Source organism: Streptomyces sp. DSM 41931 (assembly GCF_050271085.1).
Taxonomy (GTDB): Bacteria; Actinomycetota; Actinomycetes; order Streptomycetales; family Streptomycetaceae; genus Streptomyces; species Streptomyces albogriseolus.
Map to the genome: position 1 here is coordinate 875,343 of NZ_CP189902.1, position 22,492 is coordinate 897,834.

Below are 22,492 nucleotides of genomic sequence, written 5' to 3' on the forward strand. Positions count from 1 at the left end.
CCGGTCAGCGCCTGCCGCGCGGGACGGCGACCGACGTGAGCAGGGCGCCGCCGGGGACCAGGTCGCGCCAGGCCGCGCCGCGCCAGTCGAGCACCGCGACGGCGGAGGTCGGGAACTTGGCGCGGACCCGGTCCAGGGTGTCGTCGAGGCCGTCGTCGGCGAGGGTCAGCACCAGGTCCTCGAGACCCGGGTTGTGGCCGACGAGCAGCAGCGTCTCGACCTCCGCGGGCGTCTCGCGGATCACGTCGAGCAGGCCGGGGACGTCCGCGTGGTACAGACGGGGGTCGAACCGGACCGGCGGGGGCGTGCCCCACTGCGCGGCGGCCAGCTCCCAGGTGCGGCGGGCGCGGACGGCCGTGGAGCACAGGGCGAGGCCGGGCAGGCAGTCCATGTCGGCGAGGGCCCGTCCGGCGGCGGGGGCGTCCCGGCGGCCGCGCGCGGCGAGCGGACGCTCGTGGTCGGCGACGCCCTCGGGCCGGGCGGACTTGGCGTGCCGCAGCACCACCAGCCGGCGCAGGGGGCCGGCCGCCGCGCGCTCGATCATGCGGGGTTCCCGAGGTCGCGGGCGAGGTGGAGGCCGAGCAGCCGGTCGGCATAGGCGTACGTCTCGAAGCGGGCGCCGTCCGCCACCCCGGGGTCGCTCTCCACCGCGCGGAGCGCGCCGAGCACCCCGGCGGTGTCCAGGTCGTCCTCCCACGCGGCGCGCAGCTCGGCGCGCACCTCGTCGGGCACGGGGCGGGACGGCCGCCGCGCCCAGCCGGCGACCGCCGTCCGCCAGCGACCGAGGGTGTCACCGGCCTGCTTGAGCGCGTCCGCGTCGATCACCACGGGCGCGGTCCTCGGGTGGGCGAGCAGTGCGAGGCGCAGGGCGGCCCGGTCGGCCGCGTCGGGCGCACCGGGGGCCGACCAGGTCACGGGCGCGACCGCGACCCGTACACCGTCGGGTTCGGCGCCGCCCTCGTCCACGACGTGCAGCACCTGGGCCTCACCCAGTCCGGCGGCGCCCTCGCCGTCCTCGAAGGGGCGGATCCCGAGCGCGTCGGCCGCCGCGCGCAGCTCCTCCTGCTGCCGCTCGGCGGCGAGCAGCGCCCACACCGGGGTGCCGCCGAGCTCCAGGGCGCGCACGAGCAGGTCGGCGGCCAGCAGCACGCGCAGGGCGGTGAGGTCGAGCCCCCGTGGGTGGGCCTCGACACGGGTCAGGCCCCGGCGGGAGGGGGCGGCGTCCACGAGTTCGCCGGTTCGGGCGTCGGTGATGCGCAGCACGAGGCGAGCGTAGGCGCGCGAGCGGGCGCACGCAGGTATCTCGCACGCTTTTCGCGCCGTCGCTTGCGCGGCGCCGCCCGTCGTGGCAGGCGCACGGCGCCGGGAATCACCGTGGCGCGCGCCTGGTTGTCGCAGGCGCCGGCTCATGTTCGGAGCCGGTCCGTTCCAGACCCACAGGAGGCCGACGGTGTACGGCGACGACGCAACGGTCCGCAAGATTCTCACCCGGTCCGGTGACACCTGGGCCGTGGTCGGCCTGTCCTCCAACCGGCAGCGCGCCGCGTACGGGGTCGCGCAGGTGCTCCAGCGGTTCGGCAAGCGCGTGGTGCCGGTGCACCCCAAGGCGGAGACGGTGCACGGGGAGCAGGGGTACGCCTCGCTCGCGGACGTCCCCTTCGACGTGGACGTGGTGGACGTGTTCGTCAACAGCGACCTGGCGGGCGCGGTCGCGGACGAGGCGGTGGCCAAGGGCGCCAAGGCCGTGTGGTTCCAGCTCGGGGTGGTCGACGAGGAGGCGTACGGGCGCACGCGTGCGGCGGGTGTGGACATGGTGATGGACCGCTGTCCCGCGATCGAGATCCCGCGGCTGGGTCTCGGCTAGACCGTCGGCTTGAAACGCCCCTTCGCGACCGGTGCCGGACGGACGGGTGACGCCATAATGGCGCGATGACCGAGACACCCGCCTTCCCCAACTCCCCTGCGTCGCAACGGTTTCCGGTCGTCGTGGTGGGCGCGGGGCCCGCGGGGCTCACCGTGGGGTGCGTGCTGCGGGCGGCCGGGGTGGACTGCCTGGTGCTGGAGACCGCGACGCGGGAGTTCGTCGAGGGACGGCCGCGGGCCGGGGTGATCGAGGAACCGGTGGTGCGCGGCCTGGAGCGGCGGGGCCTCGCCGGGAACCTGCTGGAGCGGGCGCGGCGGCACACCGCGTGCGAGTTCCGCTTCGAGGGCGGGCGTCACCCCTTCGCGTACCACGAGCTGACGGGTCGCCATCACTGGGTGTATCCGCAGCAGTTCCTGGTCACGGATCTGGTGCGGGAGTACGCGGACGTGCGCGGCGGGGCCGTGCGGTTCGGGGTGCGCGACGTACGGCTGCACGACCTGGACGGGGACCGTCCGTCGGTGTCGTACGTCTGCCCGGAGAGCGGGCGGCGGGAGGTCGTCGCCTGCGCGTTCGTCGCGGGCTGCGACGGCGCGCGCGGGGTGACCAGGGCGGCCGTCGCCGGGCGGGCCCGGGTGGCGCGGCACGACTACGGCATCGGCTGGCTGGCCCTGCTCGCTCAGGCGCCGCCGTCCGCCGACCGGGTGCTGTTCGGCTGCCACCCGGACGGTTCGCCGGGCAGATGCCCCGCAGTCCCGAGGTGACCCGCTACTACCTTCAGTGCCCGCCGGGCGACGACCCGGAGAACTGGCCGCACGAGCGGGTGTGGGCGGAGCTGCGCCGCCGGCTGGACGCGGCGGGCGCGGAGCCGCCGGCCGAGGGGCGGCTGATCGAGAAGCGCGTGCTGGACATGCACGACTACGTCACCGAGCCGATGTCCTTCGGCCGTCTCCATCTGGCGGGGGACGCGGCTCACCTGGTCGCGCCGATCGCCGCCAAGGGCCTGAACCTGGCGTTGCACGACGCGTTCGCCCTGGGCGACGCGCTCGTCGCGCGGCTGGTGAAGGGCGACGGGACCGGTCTGGCCGGCTACTCGGAGGGCTGTCTGCGGCGGGTGTGGGACTACCAGGAGTTCTCGCAGTGGCTCTCCGAGCTGTACCACGGGGGCGCGGCGGGCGATCCGTTCCGTGCGGGCACCGCCCTGGCGCGGCTGCGCCGTCTGTTCAGCTCGCCGGCCGCCGCCACGGCCTTCGCGGAGCAATACCTGGGCACGGCCGTACGGTACTGATGCCGGGCGGTCCGCCCCGGCCGGATCAGGCGGCGGGCTTGCCCAGCCCCTCCAGCACGACGGCGCCCGGCAGTTCCGCGAACGCCTTGCCCGGCACCAGCAGCTTCCCGCGCCGCCGCCCGCTGCCGACCAGCACGTACGGCAGGTCCACCACGGCCGCGTCCACCAGCACGGGCCAGCCCTCGGGCAGCCCGACGGGGGTGATGCCGCCGTACTCCATGCCGGTCTCCCCCGTCGCCGTGTCCATGGGCGCGAACGACGCCTTGCGGACGCCGAGGTGGCGGCGCACCACCCCGTTCACGTCGGCCCGGGTGGTGGACAGCACGACGCACGCGGCGAGCGTGGACTCGCCGCCGCGCTTGCCCGCCACCACCACACAGTTCGCCGACCGCTCCAGCAGGTCGCTGCCGTAGTGCTCGACGAAGACGGCGGTGTCGGCCCAGCGCGGGTCCGTCTCGACGTAGAGGATCTGGTCGGCGGGGACGCCGCCGCTCCAGCCGCGGACCGCTTCCGCGACGGGGGCGGTCAGCTCGTCGAGGCAGTCGGGGGCGGGGGTGGCCCGGTCGAAGTCTCCGATGGGTGCGCGCATGGCGGCACGGTAACAGCGGGCGGTGCGGGCGCCGAAGGGTGTCTCACTGCACGGGCGGCACCGACACCGTCATGAACATCCGCACCGGCTCGTCCCCGGCGTTGCCGTACGTGTGGGGCGTGTTGGCCTCGAAGGAGGCGCTGGCGCCGGCCGGCACCCGGTGCTCCGTCCCGTCGACGGTGAGCGTCAGCTCCCCGGCGGTGACATGGACGAGTTCCACCGTGCCGGCGGGGTGCGGGTCGGAGTCGCTGCTGTCCCCCGGCATCAGCCGCCACTCCCACATCTCCAGCGGTCCCGGCGCCTCGGTGCCGGCGAGCAGCCGGCTGTAGCTGCCGCGCCCGGTCTCCCACAGACGGACCGTCTGGTCGGCGGGGACGACCCGCACCTGCGGGCCCCGCTCGTAGTCGAGCAGCGTGGGCACGCTGACGCCGAGCGCGTCGCCGATCTTGACGATCGTGCCGATGCTCGGGTTGGTGCGGGCCTGCTCGATCTGGATGAGCATGCCGCGGCTGACGCCCGCCCGGGCCGCGAGCATGTCCAGGGTGAAGCCGCGCTCGGTGCGCCAGCGCTTGACGTTGCGCGCCAGGGACCGGGTCAGCAGGTCGAGGTCCGCCACGTTCCGTCCGTTTCGACTGTCCGGATGACTGTCCGGATGCCCGGGGCCGGCCCGTGCGGCTGCGGTGCGGTGCACCCGGTGGTTCACCGCACTGTACTGCGAGGCCGGGCGGGTACGGCGCGGGCGTCAGGCGCCGGGTTCCACCTCGGCCAGCCGCGCGGCGGCGCTCGCGTCCTTCGGCTCGGCCTCGTCCAGCAGCCCGGCCTCGTCCAGCTCGGCGAGGCGGGCCGCGCTCTCCTCGTCGAGCCGCGACAGCGCCCGCAGCTGGTCGGGCGTGATGTCGTCGGGGAGCGGCACGGGCGGCGGGGTGCGCAGCGGCGGCTGCCAGCCCTCGTCGGGCGTCCAGCGGCGTACGACCCGGGCGGGCGCGCCCGCGACCACGCAGTGGTCCGGCACCTCGCCCCGGACGACCGCGCCCGCGGCCACCACCACGTTCCGCCCGACACGGGCGCCCGGCAGGATCACCGCGCCGGTGCCGATCCAGCAGCCGGGGCCGATCTCCACCGGCTCCATCCGCGGCCACTGCCTGCCGATGGGCTCGTGCGGGTCGTCGTAGGAGTGGTTGGTGGAGGTGACGTAGACGTACGGGCCGAAGTAGCAGTCGCTGCCGATGGTCACGGTGGTGTCGGCGATGACGTGGCTGCCGCGGCCGAGGACGACGCCGTCGCCGATGCGCAGGATGGGCTCGGGGCCGAGGTCGAGGCCGGGCATGAGTCCGGCGGTGAGGGTGACCTGCTCGCCGACGATGCAGTGCGCGCCGATCCGGATCCAGGGCTCGCCGAAGATCGTGCCGAGCGGGAAGGCGAGTCTGGTACCTGTTCCCATCGCGCCGAAGCGGAAGCGGCCGGGCTGTTCGGCGGTCACCGAGCCCGTGCGCTGCACCCAGGCCCAGCCCGCGTGGACCGCGCGCTGGGCGAGGCGGCGCGGCCAGGACGAGAACGTGTTCTTGCGCTTCGGCACCCGCTCACCGTAGTCCGCGGGCGCGACGGGCACGGCCCGGCGCCCCTGTGATCTTCACCCCACCGGGTGGCGTACCGTTCCCCCGACGTTCGACTAGGAGGCGACGATGACGCACCAGGCTCTGATCACCGGTATCGGCGGCAGGGAGCCGCGGATCGACGAGGGGGCGTTCGTGGCGCCCACGGCGAGCGTGATCGGCGACGTGACGCTGCACGCCGGGGCCAGCGTCTGGTACGGCGCGGTGCTGCGCGGCGACGTGGAGTCGATCGCGGTGGGCGCGAGCAGCAACGTCCAGGACAACTGCACGCTGCACGCCGACCCCGGGTTCCCGGTCACCGTGGGCGAGCGGGTGTCCGTCGGGCACAACGCGGTGGTGCACGGGGCGACCGTCGAGGACGACTGCCTGATCGGCATGAGCGCGACGGTCCTGAACGGCGCGGTGATCGGCGCGGGCTCGCTCGTCGCCGCGCAGGCGCTGGTGCCGCAGGGGATGCGGGTGCCGCCGGGCTCCCTGGTCGCGGGCGTCCCGGCGAAGGTACGGCGGGAGCTGACGCGGGAGGAGCGGGAGGGGCTGACCCTCAACGGGACGATGTACGCGGAGCTGGCGGCGGCGCATCGGGATCAGCACGGGGGCTGACATCCGTCCGCAGTTCGGCTGCGGGCCCGATGGGGCCGTTCGCGCAGTTCCCCGCGCCCCTTCGGGGCGCCGGTCGGGCAGCCCGCCTGGAGGGGCGCGGGGAACTGCGCGACCGGCCCCCACCGGCCCGCACGGGCGGCTGCGGGATCGCCGGGTCCGTCCTGGCGCCCCGAAGGGGCGCGGGGAACTGCGCGACCAGCCCCCTGCCGGGGTCAGTCGCCCACGGAGGCCGGGGCCGGGGCCGGTGCCGGTTCCGCCGTGGCCGTCGCCGTCTTCTTCGCCTTGCGCTTCAGGACCAGCATCGAGGTCAGGCCGATCAGCACCGCCAGCACCAGGCCGAGCCACGAGAACCGCTTCAGCCAGGACTCGGCGACGATGCCCACGTAGTAGATGACCGCCGTCGTGCCGCCCGCCCAGAGGATGCCGCCGAGGACGTTGGCGGTGAGGAACTTCCAGTACGGCATGTGCAGCACGCCCGCGAGCGGGCCCGCGAAGATCCGCAGCAGGGCGACGAAGCGGCCGAAGAAGACCGCCCACATGCCCCACTTCTGGAAGGACCGCTCGGCGGTGGCGATGTGCGCCTCGCTGAAGTGGCGGGGGAACTTCCCGCCCAGCCAGGCCAGCAGCGGGCGTCCGCCCTTGCGGCCGATGGCGTAGCCGATCGAGTCGCCGATGATCGCGCCGGCGGTGGCGCAGGCGCCGAGGATCACCGGGTCGATGTCGCCGTGCTGGGAGGCGAGCAGCGCCGAGGAGACCAGGATGATCTCGCCGGGCAGCGGGATGCCCAGGCTCTCCAGCCCGATGACGATTCCCACCAGCGCGTACACGGCGACCGCGGGTACGGTCTCGAGCCATTCCTGGACGTGCAACGCCTCTTCCTCCGGTCCGCCGATGCCGTGTGCGTGCGTGTGCGCCCGGTCGGGGGGCACGGTCGGGAAGCCTACCGGGTCGGGGTGAGCCGTCCGGTCGGGGCCGTATGCCGTGCCGCGGGGGCCGGTCGGCCCATGCGGGCGGAGGCGGACGGGGGGACTCTGGAGACAGCCACTGGAGACACCGACGACGGCCCACACTTCGCTCCCGGGAGGCCCGCCATGTTCGCTCCTACGTCGCCCAGCCTGCCGCGTGCCCTGCCCGCAGAGCACCGGGAGCGGCTCATGGCCGCCGCGCGCGAGGTGTCCTTCCCGCAGGGGACCCGGTTGTTCGAGGAGGGCGGCCGGGCCGACCGGTTCTGGGTGATCCGGACCGGCACCGTGGAGCTGGACATGCGGGTGCCGGGCCGCCGGCCCGTCACCATCGAGCGGCTCGGGCACAACGAGCTGATCGGCTGGTCCTGGCTGTTCCGCCCGCACGTCTGGCACCTGGGCGCCGAGGCGGCCACCCCGGTGCGGGCGTACGAGTTCGACGCCGCGTCCGTCCTCGCCCTGTGCGAGAGGGACGCGGAGCTGGGCCGGGAGGTGACCCGCTGGGTGGGCGAGGTGGTGGCCCACCGGCTGCACTCCGCCCGGGTCCGGCTGCTCGACCTGTTCGGTCCGTACGGCGCCGGCGCCGGCGTGTGAGGGAGGCCGCCCGCGCTTGCTACGTCCCCGTCAAAGGGCAGTGACCGAATCGTGTCAGGGCGCGGCTAGGGTGACTGCCCATGTGGCCAGGACAGCAGCCGCCCGGGGGCGAGCAGAACCCGCAGTCGAACAATCCGTACCAGCAGCCGGGGTACCAGCAGCCGAATCCTTACCAGCAACCCGGCTATCAGCAGCCGAACCCGTACCAGCAGCAGCCGCAGTGGGGCGAACCGTCCACCGTGGGCATGCCGCAGCCGGGGGACGGCGGCGGCGGCGGGAACCGTACGAAGCTGGTGGCGATCATCGCGGCGACGGCGGTGGTCGTGGCCGCGGGCGTGACCGGTTTCCTGGTGCTCGGCGGCGACAAGGACGACGAGGCCGACGGCAAGAAGCCCGCCAAGCCGAGCGCGACCGCGTCCAAGGACGCCTCCGCCGATCCGGCCCCCTCGGCCTCGGGGGGCAACCCGCGCGGCGGCGAGGGCGAGAAGGCGACGATCCCGGGCTGGCAGGTCGTCGTGAACACCCGCTTCGGCACCAAGTTCGACGTCCCGGCCGACTGGGAGATCGAGACGCCGGACACCTCCGTGGGCTTCGAATGGGAGGAGAAGAACGGTGAGATGGGCCGCACCACCGTCACCGCCCCCGCCTATCTGAAGTCCAAATGGTGCACCGCCGACGAGAACAAGGACGGCCGCACCGAGGACACCGCGCTCGCCACCGCCGGCACCCGCGGCGAGAACGGCGCGAAGGACACCAAGGAGGCGGCCGAGACCCGCGTGCCGTGGTGGATCTTCGGCGGTTACACGCAGCCCGACAAGAAGAGCGTGAAGTACGACGCGCCGAAGCCGTACACCACGAAGTCCGGGGTCACCGGGCATGTGGCCACGGCGCATTCGGAGGGCACGCCGCAGAAGGGCAAGTGCGACAGCGAGGGCAAGGCGATCACGTTCGCGTTCAAGAACGGCGCGGGCGACTTCATCACCTGGAACCTGTACGGCGCGGCGGGCGTGAAGGACGAGATCCCCGAGGCGACCGTGCAGAAGATCCTCAGCACGGTCCGGCTGACCGAGGAAGCGCCGACGGAGTCGTGACGGTCCGGGCCCGCGCATGAGCGGGCCCGGAACCCATTTGGCAAGTCGGCCCCCTCCCGGCGATAGTCACCGGGTGCCGACCTCCGCCGACCGCCGCCGCCCCGCCTGGGCCGGCCGCAACTACACGCTGCTGACCGCCTCCGCCGTGGTGACCAACCTGGGCAGCCACGGCGCGCTGATCGCCGCCGCGTTCGCCGTGCTGGCCGCGGGCGGCGACGGCGGGGACGTGGGCCTGGTGGCCGCCGCCCGCACCCTGCCGCTCGTGCTGTTCCTGCTGATCGGCGGCGCCGTGGCGGACCGGCTGCCGCGGCACCGGGTGATGGTCGCGGCCAACGTCCTGAACTGCGTCTCGCAGGCCGCGTTCGCCGCGCTGGTCCTCGCGGGCGAGCCGCGACTGTGGCAGATGATGCTGCTCAGCGCGCTCGGCGGCACCGGGCAGGCGTTCTTCAACCCCGCCGCCGAGGGCATGCTGCTCTCCTCCGTCGACGGCGAGCAGGCCGGCCGCGCGTTCGCGGTGTTCCGGATGGCGATGCACGGGGCGACCCTGGGCGGCGCCGCGCTCGGCGGGGCGATGGTCGCCGCGATCGGGCCGGGCTGGGTGCTGGCGGCGGACGCGGCGGCCTTCGCGGTCGCGGCGGTGCTGCGGACGTTCCTCGACGTGAAGCACATACCGCCGCGCGAGCCGGGGGGCGGGATGCTCGCCGATCTGCGGGACGGCTGGCGGGAGTTCACCGGCCGGCCGTGGCTGTGGGGCATCGTCGTGCAGTTCTCCGTCGCCAACGCGGTCGTCGGCGCGGCCGACGCGGTCTACGGTCCGCTCGTCGCCCGGGACCACCTGGGCGGGGCGGCCCCCTGGGGTGTCGCGCTGGCCTTCTTCGGCGGCGGCACGGTGGCGGGCGCGCTGCTGATGACCCGCTGGCAGCCGCGCCGTCTGCTGCTGGTGGGCACCCTGTGCGTGTTCCCGCTGGCGCTGCCGTCCGCCGCGCTCGCGGTGCCCGTGCCGGTGGCGGTGCTGTGCGCGGTGATGTTCCTGACGGGGCTGTCCGTGGAGGTGTTCGGCGTCTCCTGGATGACCGCGCTGCATCAGGAGATACCCGAGGAGAAGCTGTCCCGGGTGTCCGCCTACGACTGGTTCGGCTCGGTCGCCCTGGTCCCGGCGGCGATGGCCCTCGCGGGGCCGGCGGAGTCGGCGTTCGGCCGCCCGGAGGCGCTGTGGGGCTGCGCGGCGCTGGTCGTCGTGGTGACGGCGGCGGTCCTCGCGGTCCCGGACGTCCGCAATCTGCGCCGCCGCACGAAGCAGGTCACGGCGGTGCCCGCACCGACGCTCGGCGCGGATGCCCCGCTCTCGGCGAGGGAACAGGGCTGAGCCCTTGTGACCGACCCGCCGCCCGGCGGGGGCCGAGCGCGCAGTTCCCCGCGCCCCTGAAGGGGCGGGCACCACCGTCGCCTTCCAGGGGACCCGGGGACCCCTGAGGGGGCGGCGCCACCGTCGCCCTCCAAGGGGCGCGGGGAACTGCGCGAGCGACCACGACGGCGTCGCGGCCGCCCCCTAACCGATCGCGAACGCCCCCGAAGGCGGCAGTGGCGACGGCACCGCCGTCCCTTCGTGGACCGGGGGCGCGTCGCCCACCAGCCGGCGCAGGGACGACCCGTGCTCCACCCGCGCCGGGAACGGGTCGCCGGCGACCGCGCGGGTCAGGGCCGGGATGTCCAGCGGGCGGTCCGAGGCAGCCAGGACCACGTTGCCGAACCGCCGCCCCCGCAACACCGCCGGCTCGGCGATCAACGCGCACTCCGCGAACCGCGTCCCCACCGTCGCCAGCTGCGAGCGCACGAAGGCGAACGGCGCCGCGTCCGCGAGGTTGGCGAGGTACACCCCGCCGGGCCGCAGCACCCGCGCGACCTCGTCGACGTAGCCGACGGTGGTCAGGTGCGCGGGCACCTGCGAGCCGCCGAAGACGTCGGCGACCAGGACGTCCGCGCTGTCGTCGGGCGCCGCCTCCAGCCAGGCGCGCGCGTCCGCGGTGTGCACGGTGACACCGGCGCCGGCCGGCAGCGGCAGGTGCTCGGCGACGAGGTCCGCGAGCCCCGCGTCGGCCTCCACCACGTGCTGACGTGACCCGGGCCGGGTGGCGGCCAGATACCGCGGCAGCGTCATCGCCCCGCCGCCGAGGTGCACGGCGTCCAGCGGGCCGCCGGGTTCGCCGGCCACGTCGAGGACGTGCCCGAGCCGCCGGGCGTACTCGAACTCCAGGTGCTCCGGCTCGTCCAGGTCGACGTAGGACTGCGGCGCGCCGTCGACGGTCAGCAGCCAGGCCCGGTCCCGGTCGACGTCGGGCATCAGCTTGGCGGTGCCGTGGTCGACGGCGCGGGACACGGGGACGGGCTCGCTCACCGTCCCATTGTGCCGCCGCCCCGGGCGGCACGGCCGCCCGCCCCCGGTCACGGGAGCGGGCAGCCCGGCGCGTCGGAGGCTCAGCCGACCTCCGTCACCGTCCCGGCCCCGACCGTGCGCCCGCCCTCGCGGACGGCGAAGCCGAGACCCGGCTCGAGCGGCACGTCGCGCCCCAGCTCCACGGTGACGGTCACCGTGTCACCGGGCCGCGCCACCGCCGCCTCGCCGATGTCGACGTTCCCGACGACGTCCGCGGTGCGGATGTAGAACTGCGGCCGGTAGCCGGTCGACAGCGGTGTCGTCCGGCCGCCCTCGCGGGCCGACAGCACGTACAGACGCGCGGTGAACCGCCGGCTGGGCGTCACGCTTCCCGGCGCGGCCACCACGTGTCCGCGCCGGACCGCGTCACGCGGCACCCCGCGCAGCAGCAGCGCCACGTTGTCCCCGGCCTGCGCCTCCTCCATGGGCCTGCCGAAGGTCTCCAGGCCGGTCACCACGGTCTCGGTGTCCGCGCCGAGCACCCGCACCCGGTCGCCGACCCGTACCGTGCCGCGCTCCACCGCGCCGGTGACGACGGTGCCGCGGCCGGTGATGGTGAGCACGTTCTCCACCGGCAGCAGGAACGGCGCGTCCAGATACCGCTCCGGCACGGGCACATAGGTGTCGACCGCGTCGAGCAGCGCCTCGATCGACGCGGTCCAGCGCGGGTCGCCCTCCAGCGCCCTGAGTCCGGAGACCCGGACGACGGGCGCCGTGTCACCGCCGTAGCCGTGCGCGGTGAGCAGCTCGCGGACCTCCAGCTCGACCAGGTCGGTGAGCTCCTCGTCGCCCGCGTCGGCCTTGTTGAGGGCGACGACGATGTGGTCGACGCCCACCTGACGGGCGAGCAGCACGTGCTCGGCGGTCTGCGGCATGATCCCGTCCAGCGCGGAGACGACGAGGATCGCCCCGTCGAGCTGGGCGGCGCCGGTGACCATGTTCTTCACGTAGTCGGCGTGGCCGGGCATGTCGACGTGCGCGTAGTGCCGGGTGCCGGTCTCGTACTCGACGTGCGCGATGTTGATGGTGATGCCGCGGGCGGCCTCCTCCGGGGCCCGGTCGATGCGGTCGAACGGGACGAAGGTGCCGGCGCCCCGCTCGGCGAGGACCTTGGTGATGGCGGCGGTCAGGGTGGTCTTGCCGTGGTCGACATGGCCCATCGTGCCGATGTTGAGGTGCGGTTTGGTGCGGACGTACGCCGTCTTGGACATGGCGGTACCTGGAAGCCTCTCAGGTGATGACGCGTCAGGCCCCGGGCGCGGCGGATCGGCGCGCGGCCGGGACGGGGACCCCTGGAACCTGGCCGACCCTCCCCCTGCGGGGTCCGCCGGACGATCCGGGGAGGGTCAGCTTCGGGCGCCGTCGACTGCGGCGACGAGAACGGTGACGGCAGCCTTCGGGGCATCCGCGACGGCGGATGCTGCGAGAAGGAAGGCGTACCGGAACATGGGGACGATCCTTGCCGATGCCGCGCCGGGCGTCGAACGATTTTCCGCGCAGCGGAAGACCGCCCTGCGGTTCACCGGCCGACGGGCCGGCTCACGCCGATGTTCTTCGACGCCTCCCGCACCGACAGCGGCGCGAACCGGTCGCCCTCCCGCGCGATGAAGTCCCGCACCGCGTCCGGGTCGGTCTTGGCGTACTCGCGCAGGGCCCAGCCGATGGCCTTGCGGACGAAGAAGTCGGGGTGTCCTGACTGGCGCAGGCAGTAGCCGAAGAGCCGCTCGGTGTCGGTGCGTTCCTTGTGGCGGAGCTGGTGCAGCAGCGCGGTGCGCACCAGCCACATGTCGGCGTCGGCGCTCCACCGGTCCATCTCGGCGGCGAGCGCGGGGTCGGCGGCGACCAGCGCCCCGACGACGTGCGCGGCGAGCGGGTCGACGGTGTCCCACCAGGGCACGGTGGTGACGAGGTACCGGGTCACGGGCAGGAAGCCGGAGGAGCACCGTCGTACGTGCCGGCGCAGGTAGTCGACGGCGAAGTAGTGGTACTCCCGCTCGGGCAGCTCCCAGCAGCGCAGGGCGACGGCCGTGCAGTCGGCCTCGGACGGGCGGGGAAGTCCGGCCTCGACGGTGCGGGACAGGGCGCGGCGCACCGGTGTCTTCAGCCCCAGGAAGGGCGCGACGTCCTTCATGTACGCCCGCATGGCGGCGGCCGCGACGGGGTCGGAGGCGGACGCGTACGCGGCGGTGAGCCGCTCCAGCACCGTGTCGGCCGTGGTGCTGTCCGGCACCCGCGGCGGCGCCGGACCGTCCTCTGTGACGCGCATGAGACGAACACTACGGCGATCTCGCACATATGTCGGTTAGTGTCACCGGATGCTCGATGCCACCAACCGCTCTGGGGGCACCGCCGCGGCCCCTCCCCGGGCCGGCTCGTCCGACCTCGCGGTCGCCGTCCCCACGGCCGCTCCCGTTCTCGCGCCCGCTCCCGGTTTCGCCAGCCGCTGCGCGAGAGCCCTGCTGTCGCCGTGGTCCCGGCTGTCCCTGCTGGTCGTGCTGCTCGCGTCGGCGGCGGCGGTCATGGTGGTGCTGGAGCCGCAGCGGCTGCTGACCGACGGCCTGCCGGCCCGGCTCGGCGGCGTCGTCGGCGTCGTCGCCTACGCGGTGGCGTACGGGGCGTGCACGGTGGCGTTCGTGCCGCGTCCGCTGCTCAACCTGGCCGCGGGGGCGCTGTTCGGCTCCCAGTTCGGCCTGGTCGCGGCGCTGGGCGGCACGGTGCTGGGGGCCGGTCTCGCGTTCTGTCTGGGCCGGGTGCTCGGCCAGGAGGCGCTGCGTCCGCTGCTGCGCGGGCGCTGGCTGAAGGCCGCGGACAACCAGCTCAGTCGGCACGGTTTCCGGTCGATGCTGGCGGCGCGGCTGTTCCCCGGGATCCCGTTCGCCGCGGCCAACTACTGCGCCTCGGTCTCCCGGATGGGCCTGCTGCCGTTCCTGCTGGCGACGGCGCTCGGCTCGATCCCGAACACCGCCGCCTACGCGGTGGCGGGCGCCCGCGCCTCCACCCCGACGTCCCCGGCCTTCCTGATCGCGCTGGCCTGCATCGCCGTACCGGGTCTGGCGGGCGCGGTGGTGGCGTGGCGCAAGCGGCACCGGCTGCGCGCACGCTAGGGCCGCGAGCGGACCTCAGATCCGCTCGAGGATCATCGCGTTGGCGAGCCCGCCGGCCTCGCACATGGTCTGCAGGGCGTAGCGCGCGCCGCGCTCCCGCATGGCGTGGACCAGGGTGGTCGTCAGCCGGGTGCCGCTCGCGCCGAGCGGGTGACCGAGGGCGATGGCCCCGCCGTGGACGTTGACCTTGTCCAGGTCGGCGCCGGTCTCCTGCTGCCAGGCGAGGACCACGCTGGAGAAGGCCTCGTTGACCTCGAACAGGTCGATGTCGTCGAGGGAGAGCCCGGCCCGGCGCAGCACCTTCTCGGTGGCCGGGACGACGCCGGTGAGCATCAGCAGCGGGTCGGAGCCGGTGACGGCGAAGCTGTGCAGCCGGGCGAGGGGACGCAGGCCGAGCCTGGCGGCCGTCTCCCCGGCCATGACGAGGACGGCGGACGCGCCGTCGTTGACGGGGCTGGCGTTGCCGGCGGTGACGTTCCACTCGATCTGCGGGAAGCGCTCGGCGAAGCCCGGGTCGTGGTAGGCGGGACGGAGCCCGGCCAGGACCTCGGTGCTGGTGCCGGGGCGTACGCACTCGTCGCGCGTGACGCCCTCCAGCGGCGCGACCTCGGCGTCGAACAGCCCGGCGTCCCACGCCGCGGCGGCCCGGCGGTGCGAGGACACGGCGAAGGCGTCCATCTGCTCACGGGTGACCGACCACTTGGCGGCGATGAGTTCGGCGCTGATGCCCTGCGGGACGAGCCCCTCCGGGTAGCGCGCGGCGATCCCGGGGCCGAACGGGTCCTTGCCCTCGGGCACGTTGGACCACATCGGCACCCGGCTCATGGACTCCACGCCACAGGCGACGGCGATGTCGTACGCGCCGGAGATGACGCCCTGGGCCGCGAAGTGCACGGCCTGCTGGGAGGAGCCGCACTGACGGTCGACGGTGGTGGCGGGCACGGACTCGGGCAGTCCGGCGGAGAGGGCGGCGTAGCGGGTGGTGTTCATGGCCTGCTCGCCGACCTGGTCGACGGTGCCGCCGATGACGTCGTCGATCAGCTCCGGGTCCACGCCGGAGCGTTCCACGAGGGTGCGCAGGGTGTGGGCGAGCAGTTCGACCGGGTGGACATGGGCGAGGGCGCCGTTGGGCTTGCCCTTGCCGATGGGCGTGCGTACGGCTTCGACGACGACTGCGTCACGCATGGTGCGGGCCTCCTTGGCCGGGCCGGTTCGGACGGTCACCAGGGTCGGGCTACCGGTGAGTAGGAAATCCGGACTCACCATAACGCGGCGCGTTGGAAAATCAAACCCACTTGTGGGCATGCCCGTAAACTGGCCCCATGGCCGCCTCCAAAGACCCGCGCCCCTGCTCGATCGCCGACGCCCTCGCCCTCGTCGGCGAGAAGTACTCCCTGCTCGTGCTGCGCGAGGTGTGCCTCGGCAACGGCCGCTTCGACCAGCTCGTGCGCAACATCGGCGCACCGCGCGACATCCTGGCCACGCGGCTGCGCCGGCTGGTCGACGCCGGGATCCTCACCAAGCGCCCGTACAGCGAGCGCCCGCAGCGCTTCGAGTACCGGCCCACCCAGGCGGGTCTCGAACTGGAGCCGGTGCTGTGGACCCTGAAGGAGTGGGGCGACCGGCATCTGCGGGCGGACAGCGGCACGCCGATGGCGCTGGAGCACCACTGCGGCAACGAGTTCGTGCCGGTCGTCACCTGCCGGGCCTGCGGCGAGGAGGCGCGGCACCAGGAGCTGACCGCGCACCCCCAGGTCCCCGGCTGGACGGTGGGCGGTCCCGCGGCCGCCTGAGCGTCACCCGGAAGGACGCGGGGGGCCATCGCTCCTTTGCCGGGGCTTCATCTCCGGGCGCTACAGTTCGCCCTCGGCGCGCCTGATGATCGACAGCACCGCACCCGGCGGTGGGGGTGTGCCCTTCGACCTTTCCGCGATCGGCACTTGGATACCCCGCTGCCCTATGTCTTGGTTCGAATCCCTGATCCTCGGCCTCGTCCAGGGTCTGACCGAGTTCCTGCCCGTCTCCTCCAGCGCGCATCTGCGGCTGACCGCGGCCTTCTCCGGCTGGGAGGACCCCGGCGCGGCCTTCACCGCGATCACCCAGATCGGCACGGAGACGGCGGTGCTGATCTACTTCCGCAAGGACATCGGGCGCATCCTGTCCGCGTGGTCCCGCTCGCTGACCGACAAGGAGATGCGCCGGGACCAGGACGCCCGCATGGGCTGGCTGGTCATCGTCGGCTCCATCCCGATCGGCGTGCTCGGAGTGACCCTCAAGGACCAGATCGAGGGCCCGTTCCGCGATCTGCGGCTGACGGCGGCGATGCTCATCGGCATGGGCGTCGTCCTGGGCGTCGCCGACCGGCTCGCGGCGCGCGCGGAGAGCGGCGGCCGGCACCGGGTGGCCGCGCCCCGCAAGGAGCTGGGCGACCTGACGGTCCGGGACGGTCTGATCTACGGCGTGTGCCAGGCGATGGCCCTGATCCCGGGCGTCTCCCGCTCCGGCGCCACCATCAGCGGCGGCCTGTTCATGGGCTACCGGCGCGAGGCCGCGGCCCGTTACTCGTTCCTCCTCGCCATCCCGGCCGTGCTGGCGTCCGGCCTGTTCGAGCTGAAGGACGCGGCGGACGGCGGGCACGTCTCCTGGGGGCCGACGCTCTTCGCCACGGTGATCGCGTTCGTCACCGGGTACGCGGTGATCGCCTGGTTCATGAAGTTCATCTCGACCAAGAGCTTCATGCCGTTCGTCTGGTACCGGATCGCGCTCGGCGTCGTGATCATCGTCCTGGTCGCGACCGGCGCGCTCAGCCCGCACGCGGCGGAGTCGGCGGGCTGAGCGCCCACGCGAGTCCGCGGCTCGGACCGCACGGCACCGCACGGCAGGGATTGGGCATGCGGAAACGGTTCTGCCGCGGAACGTCCACCCGGGACGTGTCCGCGGCACGTGACCGAACCCATACGGGTCCCGTAGCCGTCCGGTAGCGCACCGTCAGTCCATGGCCCTAGGCTTGTCCGCATGTCCCCCGATTTAACGCCCCCTGGTTCCGTCCGGTCCGCCGCCGAGGTGAACGAGCAGATCCGCGCCCTCTGGCTGCGGGCCGGCGGCTCCCTGTCCGCCCAGGAGCGCGAGGAGTACGAGATGCTGGTCGTCGAGTGGGCGGCCGCGATCCGCGGACGGGTCGTCGAGGCGGCCTGACGCCCGTCCGTCCCGCGTTCCCCTGTCAGCGTCCGCCCGCGACCCTCAGCACCGTCCCCGTGGTGTACGAGGCCTCCGGCGACATCAGCCAGGCGACCGCCGCCGCGATCTCCTCCGCCCGTCCCGCCCGCCGGAGCGGAATGGTCCCGGCCATCTCCCGGACCCGGTCCGGCGCCCCCATCGCGGCGTGCATCTCCGTGTCGATCAGGCCCGGCGCGACCGCGTTGACCCGCACCCCGGCCGGCCCGAGCTCCTTCGACAGCCCCAGGGTCAGCGCGTCCACGGCCGCCTTGGTCGCCGCGTAGTGCACGTACTCGCCGGGGCTGCCCAACGTCGCGGCGCCCGACGAGATGTTCACGATCACGCCCTCGCCGCGCGGCGTCATCAACTGGGCGGCCCGCCGCGCGCACAGCAGCGTGCCGACGACGTTGACGTCGACGACCCGTCGCAGGGTGTCCGTGCCCACCTCGGTGAAGGGTCCCAGCGGCCCGGTCACCGCCGCGTTGTTCACCAGCCCCGTCAGCGGCCCGAGTTCGCTCTCCGTCACCTCGAACAGCCGCTCCACGTCGGCCTCGACGGACGTGTCCGCCCGCACGGTCACCGCCCGCGCCCCCGCGGCCCGCACGTCCTCGGCCACCTTCTCGGCGGCGTCGGCGTCCCGGACGTAGTTCACCGCCACGTCGTGCCCCTCCGCCGCCAGCCGGCGGCAGGTCGCGGCGCCGATGCCCCGGCTTCCCCCGGTGACCACCGTGACCAGACGCTTCATGGGTACCTCCTGGCGCAGAACGCGGGACGAAGATCCCCAGACTCGCAGACGCGCCCGCGGGCGTCGCCCCCGGGCCCGGAGGCGGGGGGAATGTCCGCGCACGCCCCTTGGCTGCGCTCCCCGCATGGTCAACACTGAGCCGATGACGCAGCGTGTGGAGCTCGCGACCGTACGGGACCAGTTGGCCCTGGACGGACTCGTCACCGACTACGCGGTGGCCGTCGACGACGGCGACTGGGCGGCGTACCGGCGGCTGTTCACCCCGGACGGCCGGGCGGACTACCGCGCCGCGGGCGGCATCGAAGGGGACGCCGGGACGGTGGCCGGATGGCTGGCCGAGCGGTGCGCGGAGTTCCCCGTGCGGCAGCACCTGTTCGTCAACCGCCGGGTGCGGCTGGGCACGTGGGAACAGGACACCGGGGACACGGCCGAGGTGCGGACCGACTACGTCAGCCCCGCCTCCCGCGGCGGGGACGGGGCCGCGGCCGCCGGGCTCGACCTGCTGAGCGGCGGCCGGTGCGTGTTCACGGTGGTGCGCACGCCCGACGGCTGGCGGCTGAGCCGGGTCGTCGTGCGAGAGAAATGGCGGAGCCCGACCGGCGGACGGGCGGACGGTGTGATCCACTGAACCCGCATCCGGCCGGGCCGGGACGCACACTGGAGGCATCACGGGGTAGGGAGGCGCCCATGAAGAACGTCGGCCACCACCTCGCCTCCCCGTGGCGCCGCTCGACCGCCGCCGCGGTCGCGGGCGCGCTGCCCGTCCTGGCCTTCCCCGCCCCGAGCCTGTGGTGGATCGCCTATGTCGCCCTGGTCCCCTGGCTGCTGCTGATCCGCGCCGCGCCGACCGGGCGCCGGGCCGCGTTCGACGGCTGGTGGGGCGGGTTCGGGTTCATGCTGGCCATGCACCACTGGCTGCTGCCCAGCCTGCACGTGTTCACGTTCGTCATCGCCGCGCTGCTGGGCGCGCTGTGGGCGCCGTGGGGGTGGCTGGTGCGCCGGACCCTGGGCGGCTCGCCGTCCGGGGGCCGGGTGGCGGCCGCCCTGCTGGTGGTGCCGTCGGGCTGGCTGACGATCGAGCTGATCCGCTCCTGGCAGGGGCTCGGCGGGCCCTGGGGCGTACTGGGCGCGAGCCAGTGGCAGGTGGAGGCGGCGCTGCGGCTGGCGTCGGTGGGCGGGGTGTGGCTGCCCAGCTTCCTGGTGGTGGCGCTGAACGTCGCGGTGGCCGTGCTGGTCGCGGTGCGCCGGGCGCGGGTGCCGGCCGTGGCGGGGCTGGTCGCCGTGGCCGCCGCCGGGTCCGCCGCGTGGGCGGGGGCGCCCCGCCCGGACCAGACCGGGGAGCGGACGCGGATCGCACTCGTCCAGCCGGGGGTCGTCGCGGGACCGGACAGCCCCGACCGCCGCTTCGACCGCGAGGAGCAGCTCACGCGTGAGCTGGCCGGACAGGACGTCGACCTGGTGGTCTGGGGGGAGAGCAGCGTCGGCTTCGACCTGGGCGACCGCCCCGACCTGGCCCGGCGGCTGGCCGCGCTGTCCCGCGAGACGGACGCGGAGATCCTGGTCAACGTGGACGCGCGCCGCTCGGACAAGCCCGGCATCTACAAGAGCTCGGTGCTGATCGGCCCCGACGGACCGACCGGCGACCGGTACGACAAGATGCGGCTGGTGCCCTTCGGGGAGTACGTCCCGGCCCGCTCGCTGCTGGGCTGGGCGACCTCCGTCGGCAAGGCGGCCGGCGAGGACCGCAGGCGCGGTTCCGAGCAGGTCGTCATGGACGTGGGCGACGGTCTGCGGATCGGGCCGATGGTGTGCTTCGAGACGGCGTTCCCCGACATGAGCCGCCATCTCGTCCAGGACGGCGCGGGCGTGCTGCTCGCGCAGTCGTCCACGTCGACGTTCCAGCAGAGCTGGGCGCCCGAGCAGCACGCCTCGCTGGCCGCGCTGCGCGCCGCCGAGACCGGACGCCCGATGGTGCACGCGACCCTGACCGGGGTGTCCGCCGTGTACGGCGCGGACGGCGGGCGCATCGGCCCGTGGCTCGGCACGGACGCCTCGGCCGCACAGGTCTACGACGTGCCGTCGGCGCGGGGCACCACGCTGTACGTCCGGTTCGGCGACTGGCCCCCGCAGGCGGCGCTCGTCGTTCTCGCGGTCTACGGCGCGGTGGGCCTGGTGCGGTTCAGGCGGGGCGCCCGTCGACCGCTCGTACCACCCGTTCGCACAGCTCATGGGTCGCCAGTGCGTCACGGGCGCTGAGCGTCTTCCCCGCGCGCACCGCGTCCAGGAAGGCGAGCACCGCCTGCTCGATGCCGCGCTGCCGGGACACCGGCACCCAGTCGCCGCGCCGCCGCACGGTCGGCTGGCCCTTGTGGTCGATCACCTCGGCGAGGTTGACCACCTGGCGCTTGGTGTCCTGCCCGGACACCTCGAGTATCTCCTCGGTGGAGCCGCTGAGCCGGTTCATCACGCCGAGGGCGGTGAAGCCGTCGCCGGCGAGCTGGAGCACCACGTGGTGCAGCAGCCCGTCCTCGGTGCGGGCGCGGACGGTCACGTCGTCGACCTGGCCGGGCACCAGGAAGCGCAGGGTGTCCACGACGTGGATGAAGTCGTCGAGGATCATCCGGCGCGGCTCCTCGGGCAGCCCGACCCGGTTCTTCTGCATGAGGATCAGCTCGCGCGGGTGGTCGGCGCACTGCGCGTAGCCGGGGGCGTGGCGCCGGTTGAAGCCGACGGCGAGGCTGACGCCGCGCTCCTCGGCGAGCGTCACCAGCCGCTCGGAGTCGGCGAGTTCGTAGGCGAGCGGCTTGTCGACGTACGTCGGCACGCCCGCCTCCAGCAGCCGGGTCACGATCCGCGGGTGGACGTCGGTCGGGGCGTGCACGAAGGCCGCGTCGAGGCCGGCGCCGATGAGCGCGTCGAGGTCGGCGTGCCGCTGCGCGGCCGGCAGATGGAGGGCGTCGCCGACCCGGGCCAGGGTGGCCGGGGTGCGGGTCTGCAGATGGAGTTCCACGCCGGGCTGGACGGCGAGCACCGGAAGATAGGCCTTCTGCGCGATGTCGCCGAGCCCGATGCAGCCGACCTTCACGGTGTGTTCTCCTCTGGTCCTCGCCTGCCGTGGTCCGCTGCGAGCATACGGGGTGCCCCGGAGCCGTCCCCGTCCGCACCGGACGGCCCTCCCGGCGGCCGCCAGTCGGCGACCCCGTCGAACCCGCGCAGGAACAGCGACGGCGCCGCCTTCGACAGCGCGGCCAGCGCGGTGTCCCGTACGGCCGGGCCGACGCGGCCCGTCATCAGGTTGAGGCGGGCCACCCGTACCGCGCGGCGGGAGACGGCCATGGTGCGCGGGAGGCGGACGGCGGTGTAGCCGGGGAGGCCGTCGGCGACCGGTTCGACCGCGGACGGGGGCATGCCCGGGCGGGGGAAGGCCAGGGTGATCGCGTCCTCGACGGCCTGGTTGCCGCCCTGGCCGAGGGTGGGCGGCATGGCGTGCGCGGCGTCGCCGACGAGGGCCACGCGGCCCCGGTGAAAGGCGGGCAGCGGCTCGGCGATGTGGTGGACGTCGTGCCGCAGAACGTCCTCGGGACGGACGGCGGCCAGCACCTCGGGGACGGGACTGTGCCAGTCGCCGTAGCGGCGCAGCAGTTCCGCCCGTTCGTCGTCCGGGGCCCGCTCCCCCGCGGGCGCGACGGCGGCGGCGTAGGCGTACACCCGGCCGTCCTTGAGCGGGTGGGTGCCCCAGATGCGGCCACGGCCCCAGGTCTCGTGCGAGCAGAACGCGACGCCGGGCAACGGGATCACCACGCGCCAGGTGGTGAAGCCGCTGTGGACCGTGCCGGGGTGGCCGGGGAAGAGGGCGCCGCGCACGGCGGAGCGGATGCCGTCGGCGGCCACCACCAGGTCGGCCTCCAGTTCCCCGTCCGGCGTCTCCACACGGGCCGGCCTGCGGTGGTCGCCCGGGACGCCGGGGTCGGTCAGGCGGGCGGGGGTGCCGGTGCGGACGGCGCCGGACGGGAGCAGCCCTGCCAGGCGGTCGACGAGGGTGGCGCGGTGCAGCAGGACGAGCGGGCCGCCGAAGCGTTCGGCCGCGGCGGCCGCCTCGGCGCGGGCCAGCCACCGGCCGCTCGGCGTCCGCAGCCCGCCGTCGCCCTGCCAGGCGGACAGGGCGCGGATGTCGTCGCCCAGGCCGATGACGTCCAGGGCGCGGAGCGCGTTGGGGGACAGCGAGATCGCCGCGCCCACCGGCTCCAGGGAGGGGGCGCGCTCCAGCACGGTCACCCGCGCCCCGCGCAGACGCAGGGCGGCCGCCGCCGTCAGTCCGCCGATGCCCCCGCCGATCACGATCGCCCGCTCGGCCGCTGCCATGGCTCCTCCTGGAGGCTTTCCGACTACATCTGT

The 22,492-nt window shown here is 74.4% G+C and carries 24 protein-coding genes and 1 pseudogene; 12 read left to right on the plus strand and 13 right to left on the minus strand.

Annotated features, from left to right (window positions below; all coding sequences use genetic code 11):
* Window positions 1-4: 4 nt before the first annotated feature.
* Complete coding sequence (locus ACP7TJ_RS04220) at window positions 5-544, minus strand: SixA phosphatase family protein (RefSeq protein WP_093764949.1); 540 nt, start codon at window positions 542-544, stop codon at window positions 5-7.
* A complete protein-coding gene (locus tag ACP7TJ_RS04225) occupies window positions 541-1,263 on the minus strand; it encodes a hypothetical protein (protein ID WP_176710687.1) in 723 nt (240 codons plus the stop codon). Before ACP7TJ_RS04225 ends, ACP7TJ_RS04220 begins: the two co-directional genes overlap by 4 nt.
* Window positions 1,264-1,450: 187 nt before the next feature.
* Between ACP7TJ_RS04225 and ACP7TJ_RS04230 the strand changes: the two genes are divergently transcribed.
* Both ACP7TJ_RS04230 and ACP7TJ_RS04235 read left to right on the plus strand, forming a co-directional pair.
* Complete coding sequence (locus ACP7TJ_RS04230) at window positions 1,451-1,864, plus strand: CoA-binding protein (protein WP_093764948.1); 414 nt, start codon at window positions 1,451-1,453, stop codon at window positions 1,862-1,864.
* 65 nt (window positions 1,865-1,929) lie between these two features.
* Window positions 1,930-3,149 (plus strand): annotated as a pseudogene (locus tag ACP7TJ_RS04235) (4-hydroxybenzoate 3-monooxygenase).
* 25 nt (window positions 3,150-3,174) lie between these two features.
* Here the strand turns inward: ACP7TJ_RS04235 and ACP7TJ_RS04240 are convergent.
* From ACP7TJ_RS04240 to ACP7TJ_RS04250, 3 genes are all read right to left on the minus strand, one after another.
* Window positions 3,175-3,738 carry a YbaK/EbsC family protein gene (locus ACP7TJ_RS04240; RefSeq protein ID WP_093764946.1) on the minus strand — a complete coding sequence of 188 codons (564 nt, stop codon included), beginning with the start codon at window positions 3,736-3,738 and terminating at the stop codon, window positions 3,175-3,177.
* Window positions 3,739-3,781: 43 nt separating this feature from the next.
* Window positions 3,782-4,354: a helix-turn-helix domain-containing protein gene (locus tag ACP7TJ_RS04245; RefSeq protein ID WP_390923920.1), complete on the minus strand. Its 573-nt coding sequence runs from the start codon at window positions 4,352-4,354 to the stop codon at window positions 3,782-3,784.
* Window positions 4,355-4,480: 126 nt separating this feature from the next.
* The gene (locus ACP7TJ_RS04250; protein WP_401628814.1) at window positions 4,481-5,314 is read right to left on the minus strand and encodes an acyltransferase; all 834 of its coding nucleotides are present in this window, start codon (window positions 5,312-5,314) and stop codon (window positions 4,481-4,483) included.
* 106 nt (window positions 5,315-5,420) lie between these two features.
* Between ACP7TJ_RS04250 and ACP7TJ_RS04255 the strand changes: the two genes are divergently transcribed.
* Entirely contained in the window at window positions 5,421-5,951 is a 531-nt protein-coding gene (locus ACP7TJ_RS04255) for a gamma carbonic anhydrase family protein (protein ID WP_367488282.1), read from the plus strand.
* 212 nt (window positions 5,952-6,163) lie between these two features.
* On the opposite strand, the gene ACP7TJ_RS04260 is transcribed toward ACP7TJ_RS04255, so the two are convergent.
* Window positions 6,164-6,820 (minus strand): DedA family protein, encoded by a 657-nt coding sequence (locus ACP7TJ_RS04260; RefSeq protein ID WP_427767272.1) that lies wholly within the window; start codon window positions 6,818-6,820, stop codon window positions 6,164-6,166.
* A 222-nt stretch (window positions 6,821-7,042) separates the two neighbouring features.
* Between ACP7TJ_RS04260 and ACP7TJ_RS04265 the strand changes: the two genes are divergently transcribed.
* From ACP7TJ_RS04265 to ACP7TJ_RS04275, 3 genes are all read left to right on the plus strand, one after another.
* The gene (locus ACP7TJ_RS04265; protein ID WP_093764942.1) at window positions 7,043-7,507 is read left to right on the plus strand and encodes a cyclic nucleotide-binding domain-containing protein; all 465 of its coding nucleotides are present in this window, start codon (window positions 7,043-7,045) and stop codon (window positions 7,505-7,507) included.
* Between the two features lie 80 nt (window positions 7,508-7,587).
* Window positions 7,588-8,598, plus strand: coding sequence for a hypothetical protein (locus tag ACP7TJ_RS04270; protein WP_167742509.1), 1,011 nt, complete (start codon window positions 7,588-7,590; stop codon window positions 8,596-8,598).
* A 16-nt stretch (window positions 8,599-8,614) separates the two neighbouring features.
* Entirely contained in the window at window positions 8,615-9,964 is a 1,350-nt protein-coding gene (locus ACP7TJ_RS04275; protein ID WP_380798355.1) for an MFS transporter, read from the plus strand.
* Window positions 9,965-10,147: 183 nt separating this feature from the next.
* Here the strand turns inward: ACP7TJ_RS04275 and ACP7TJ_RS04280 are convergent, their stop codons facing one another.
* From ACP7TJ_RS04280 to ACP7TJ_RS04290, 3 genes are all read right to left on the minus strand, one after another.
* Entirely contained in the window at window positions 10,148-10,993 is an 846-nt protein-coding gene (locus tag ACP7TJ_RS04280) for a spermidine synthase (RefSeq protein WP_401543909.1), read from the minus strand.
* A gap of 80 nt (window positions 10,994-11,073) precedes the next feature.
* Window positions 11,074-12,243 (minus strand): elongation factor Tu, encoded by a 1,170-nt coding sequence (tuf, locus tag ACP7TJ_RS04285; protein WP_427762183.1) that lies wholly within the window; start codon window positions 12,241-12,243, stop codon window positions 11,074-11,076.
* A 308-nt stretch (window positions 12,244-12,551) separates the two neighbouring features.
* Window positions 12,552-13,298 (minus strand): DNA alkylation repair protein, encoded by a 747-nt coding sequence (locus tag ACP7TJ_RS04290; RefSeq protein WP_193459759.1) that lies wholly within the window; start codon window positions 13,296-13,298, stop codon window positions 12,552-12,554.
* A gap of 49 nt (window positions 13,299-13,347) precedes the next feature.
* Between ACP7TJ_RS04290 and ACP7TJ_RS04295 the strand changes: the two genes are divergently transcribed.
* Window positions 13,348-14,136 carry a TVP38/TMEM64 family protein gene (locus tag ACP7TJ_RS04295; RefSeq protein WP_266395507.1) on the plus strand — a complete coding sequence of 263 codons (789 nt, stop codon included), beginning with the start codon at window positions 13,348-13,350 and terminating at the stop codon, window positions 14,134-14,136.
* A 15-nt stretch (window positions 14,137-14,151) separates the two neighbouring features.
* On the opposite strand, the gene ACP7TJ_RS04300 is transcribed toward ACP7TJ_RS04295, so the two are convergent.
* A complete protein-coding gene (locus ACP7TJ_RS04300; RefSeq protein WP_093764935.1) occupies window positions 14,152-15,321 on the minus strand; it encodes a thiolase family protein in 1,170 nt (389 codons plus the stop codon).
* Between the two features lie 137 nt (window positions 15,322-15,458).
* Between ACP7TJ_RS04300 and ACP7TJ_RS04305 the strand changes: the two genes are divergently transcribed.
* The 3 genes from ACP7TJ_RS04305 to ACP7TJ_RS04315 all read left to right on the plus strand — a co-directional run bounded on the left by ACP7TJ_RS04305 (window position 15,459) and on the right by ACP7TJ_RS04315 (window position 17,331).
* Window positions 15,459-15,929 carry a winged helix-turn-helix transcriptional regulator gene (locus ACP7TJ_RS04305; RefSeq protein ID WP_367474839.1) on the plus strand — a complete coding sequence of 157 codons (471 nt, stop codon included), beginning with the start codon at window positions 15,459-15,461 and terminating at the stop codon, window positions 15,927-15,929.
* 166 nt (window positions 15,930-16,095) lie between these two features.
* Window positions 16,096-16,971 carry an undecaprenyl-diphosphate phosphatase gene (locus tag ACP7TJ_RS04310; protein ID WP_266395515.1) on the plus strand — a complete coding sequence of 292 codons (876 nt, stop codon included), beginning with the start codon at window positions 16,096-16,098 and terminating at the stop codon, window positions 16,969-16,971.
* Between the two features lie 180 nt (window positions 16,972-17,151).
* The gene (locus ACP7TJ_RS04315) at window positions 17,152-17,331 is read left to right on the plus strand and encodes a hypothetical protein (RefSeq protein WP_063823437.1); all 180 of its coding nucleotides are present in this window, start codon (window positions 17,152-17,154) and stop codon (window positions 17,329-17,331) included.
* A gap of 25 nt (window positions 17,332-17,356) precedes the next feature.
* Here the strand turns inward: ACP7TJ_RS04315 and ACP7TJ_RS04320 are convergent, their stop codons facing one another.
* Window positions 17,357-18,097: an SDR family NAD(P)-dependent oxidoreductase gene (locus ACP7TJ_RS04320; RefSeq protein WP_093764932.1), complete on the minus strand. Its 741-nt coding sequence runs from the start codon at window positions 18,095-18,097 to the stop codon at window positions 17,357-17,359.
* Window positions 18,098-18,239: 142 nt separating this feature from the next.
* On the opposite strand from ACP7TJ_RS04320, the gene ACP7TJ_RS04325 reads away from it, so the two are divergent.
* Together ACP7TJ_RS04325 and lnt are read left to right on the plus strand one after the other, a co-directional pair.
* On the plus strand, window positions 18,240-18,725 hold the full coding sequence (locus tag ACP7TJ_RS04325) for a nuclear transport factor 2 family protein (protein ID WP_244353732.1): 486 nt from the start codon (window positions 18,240-18,242) through the stop codon (window positions 18,723-18,725).
* Between the two features lie 59 nt (window positions 18,726-18,784).
* Complete coding sequence (gene lnt, locus ACP7TJ_RS04330) at window positions 18,785-20,353, plus strand: apolipoprotein N-acyltransferase (RefSeq protein WP_093764931.1); 1,569 nt, start codon at window positions 18,785-18,787, stop codon at window positions 20,351-20,353.
* Here lnt and ACP7TJ_RS04335 read toward each other — a convergent pair.
* Entirely contained in the window at window positions 20,277-21,182 is a 906-nt protein-coding gene (locus ACP7TJ_RS04335; RefSeq protein ID WP_093764930.1) for a Gfo/Idh/MocA family protein, read from the minus strand. The genes lnt and ACP7TJ_RS04335 overlap by 77 nt on opposite strands.
* Window positions 21,179-22,459 carry an FAD-dependent monooxygenase gene (locus ACP7TJ_RS04340; protein ID WP_093764929.1) on the minus strand — a complete coding sequence of 427 codons (1,281 nt, stop codon included), beginning with the start codon at window positions 22,457-22,459 and terminating at the stop codon, window positions 21,179-21,181. The genes ACP7TJ_RS04335 and ACP7TJ_RS04340 overlap by 4 nt, the downstream gene beginning before the upstream one ends.
* Window positions 22,460-22,492: the final 33 nt, after the last annotated feature.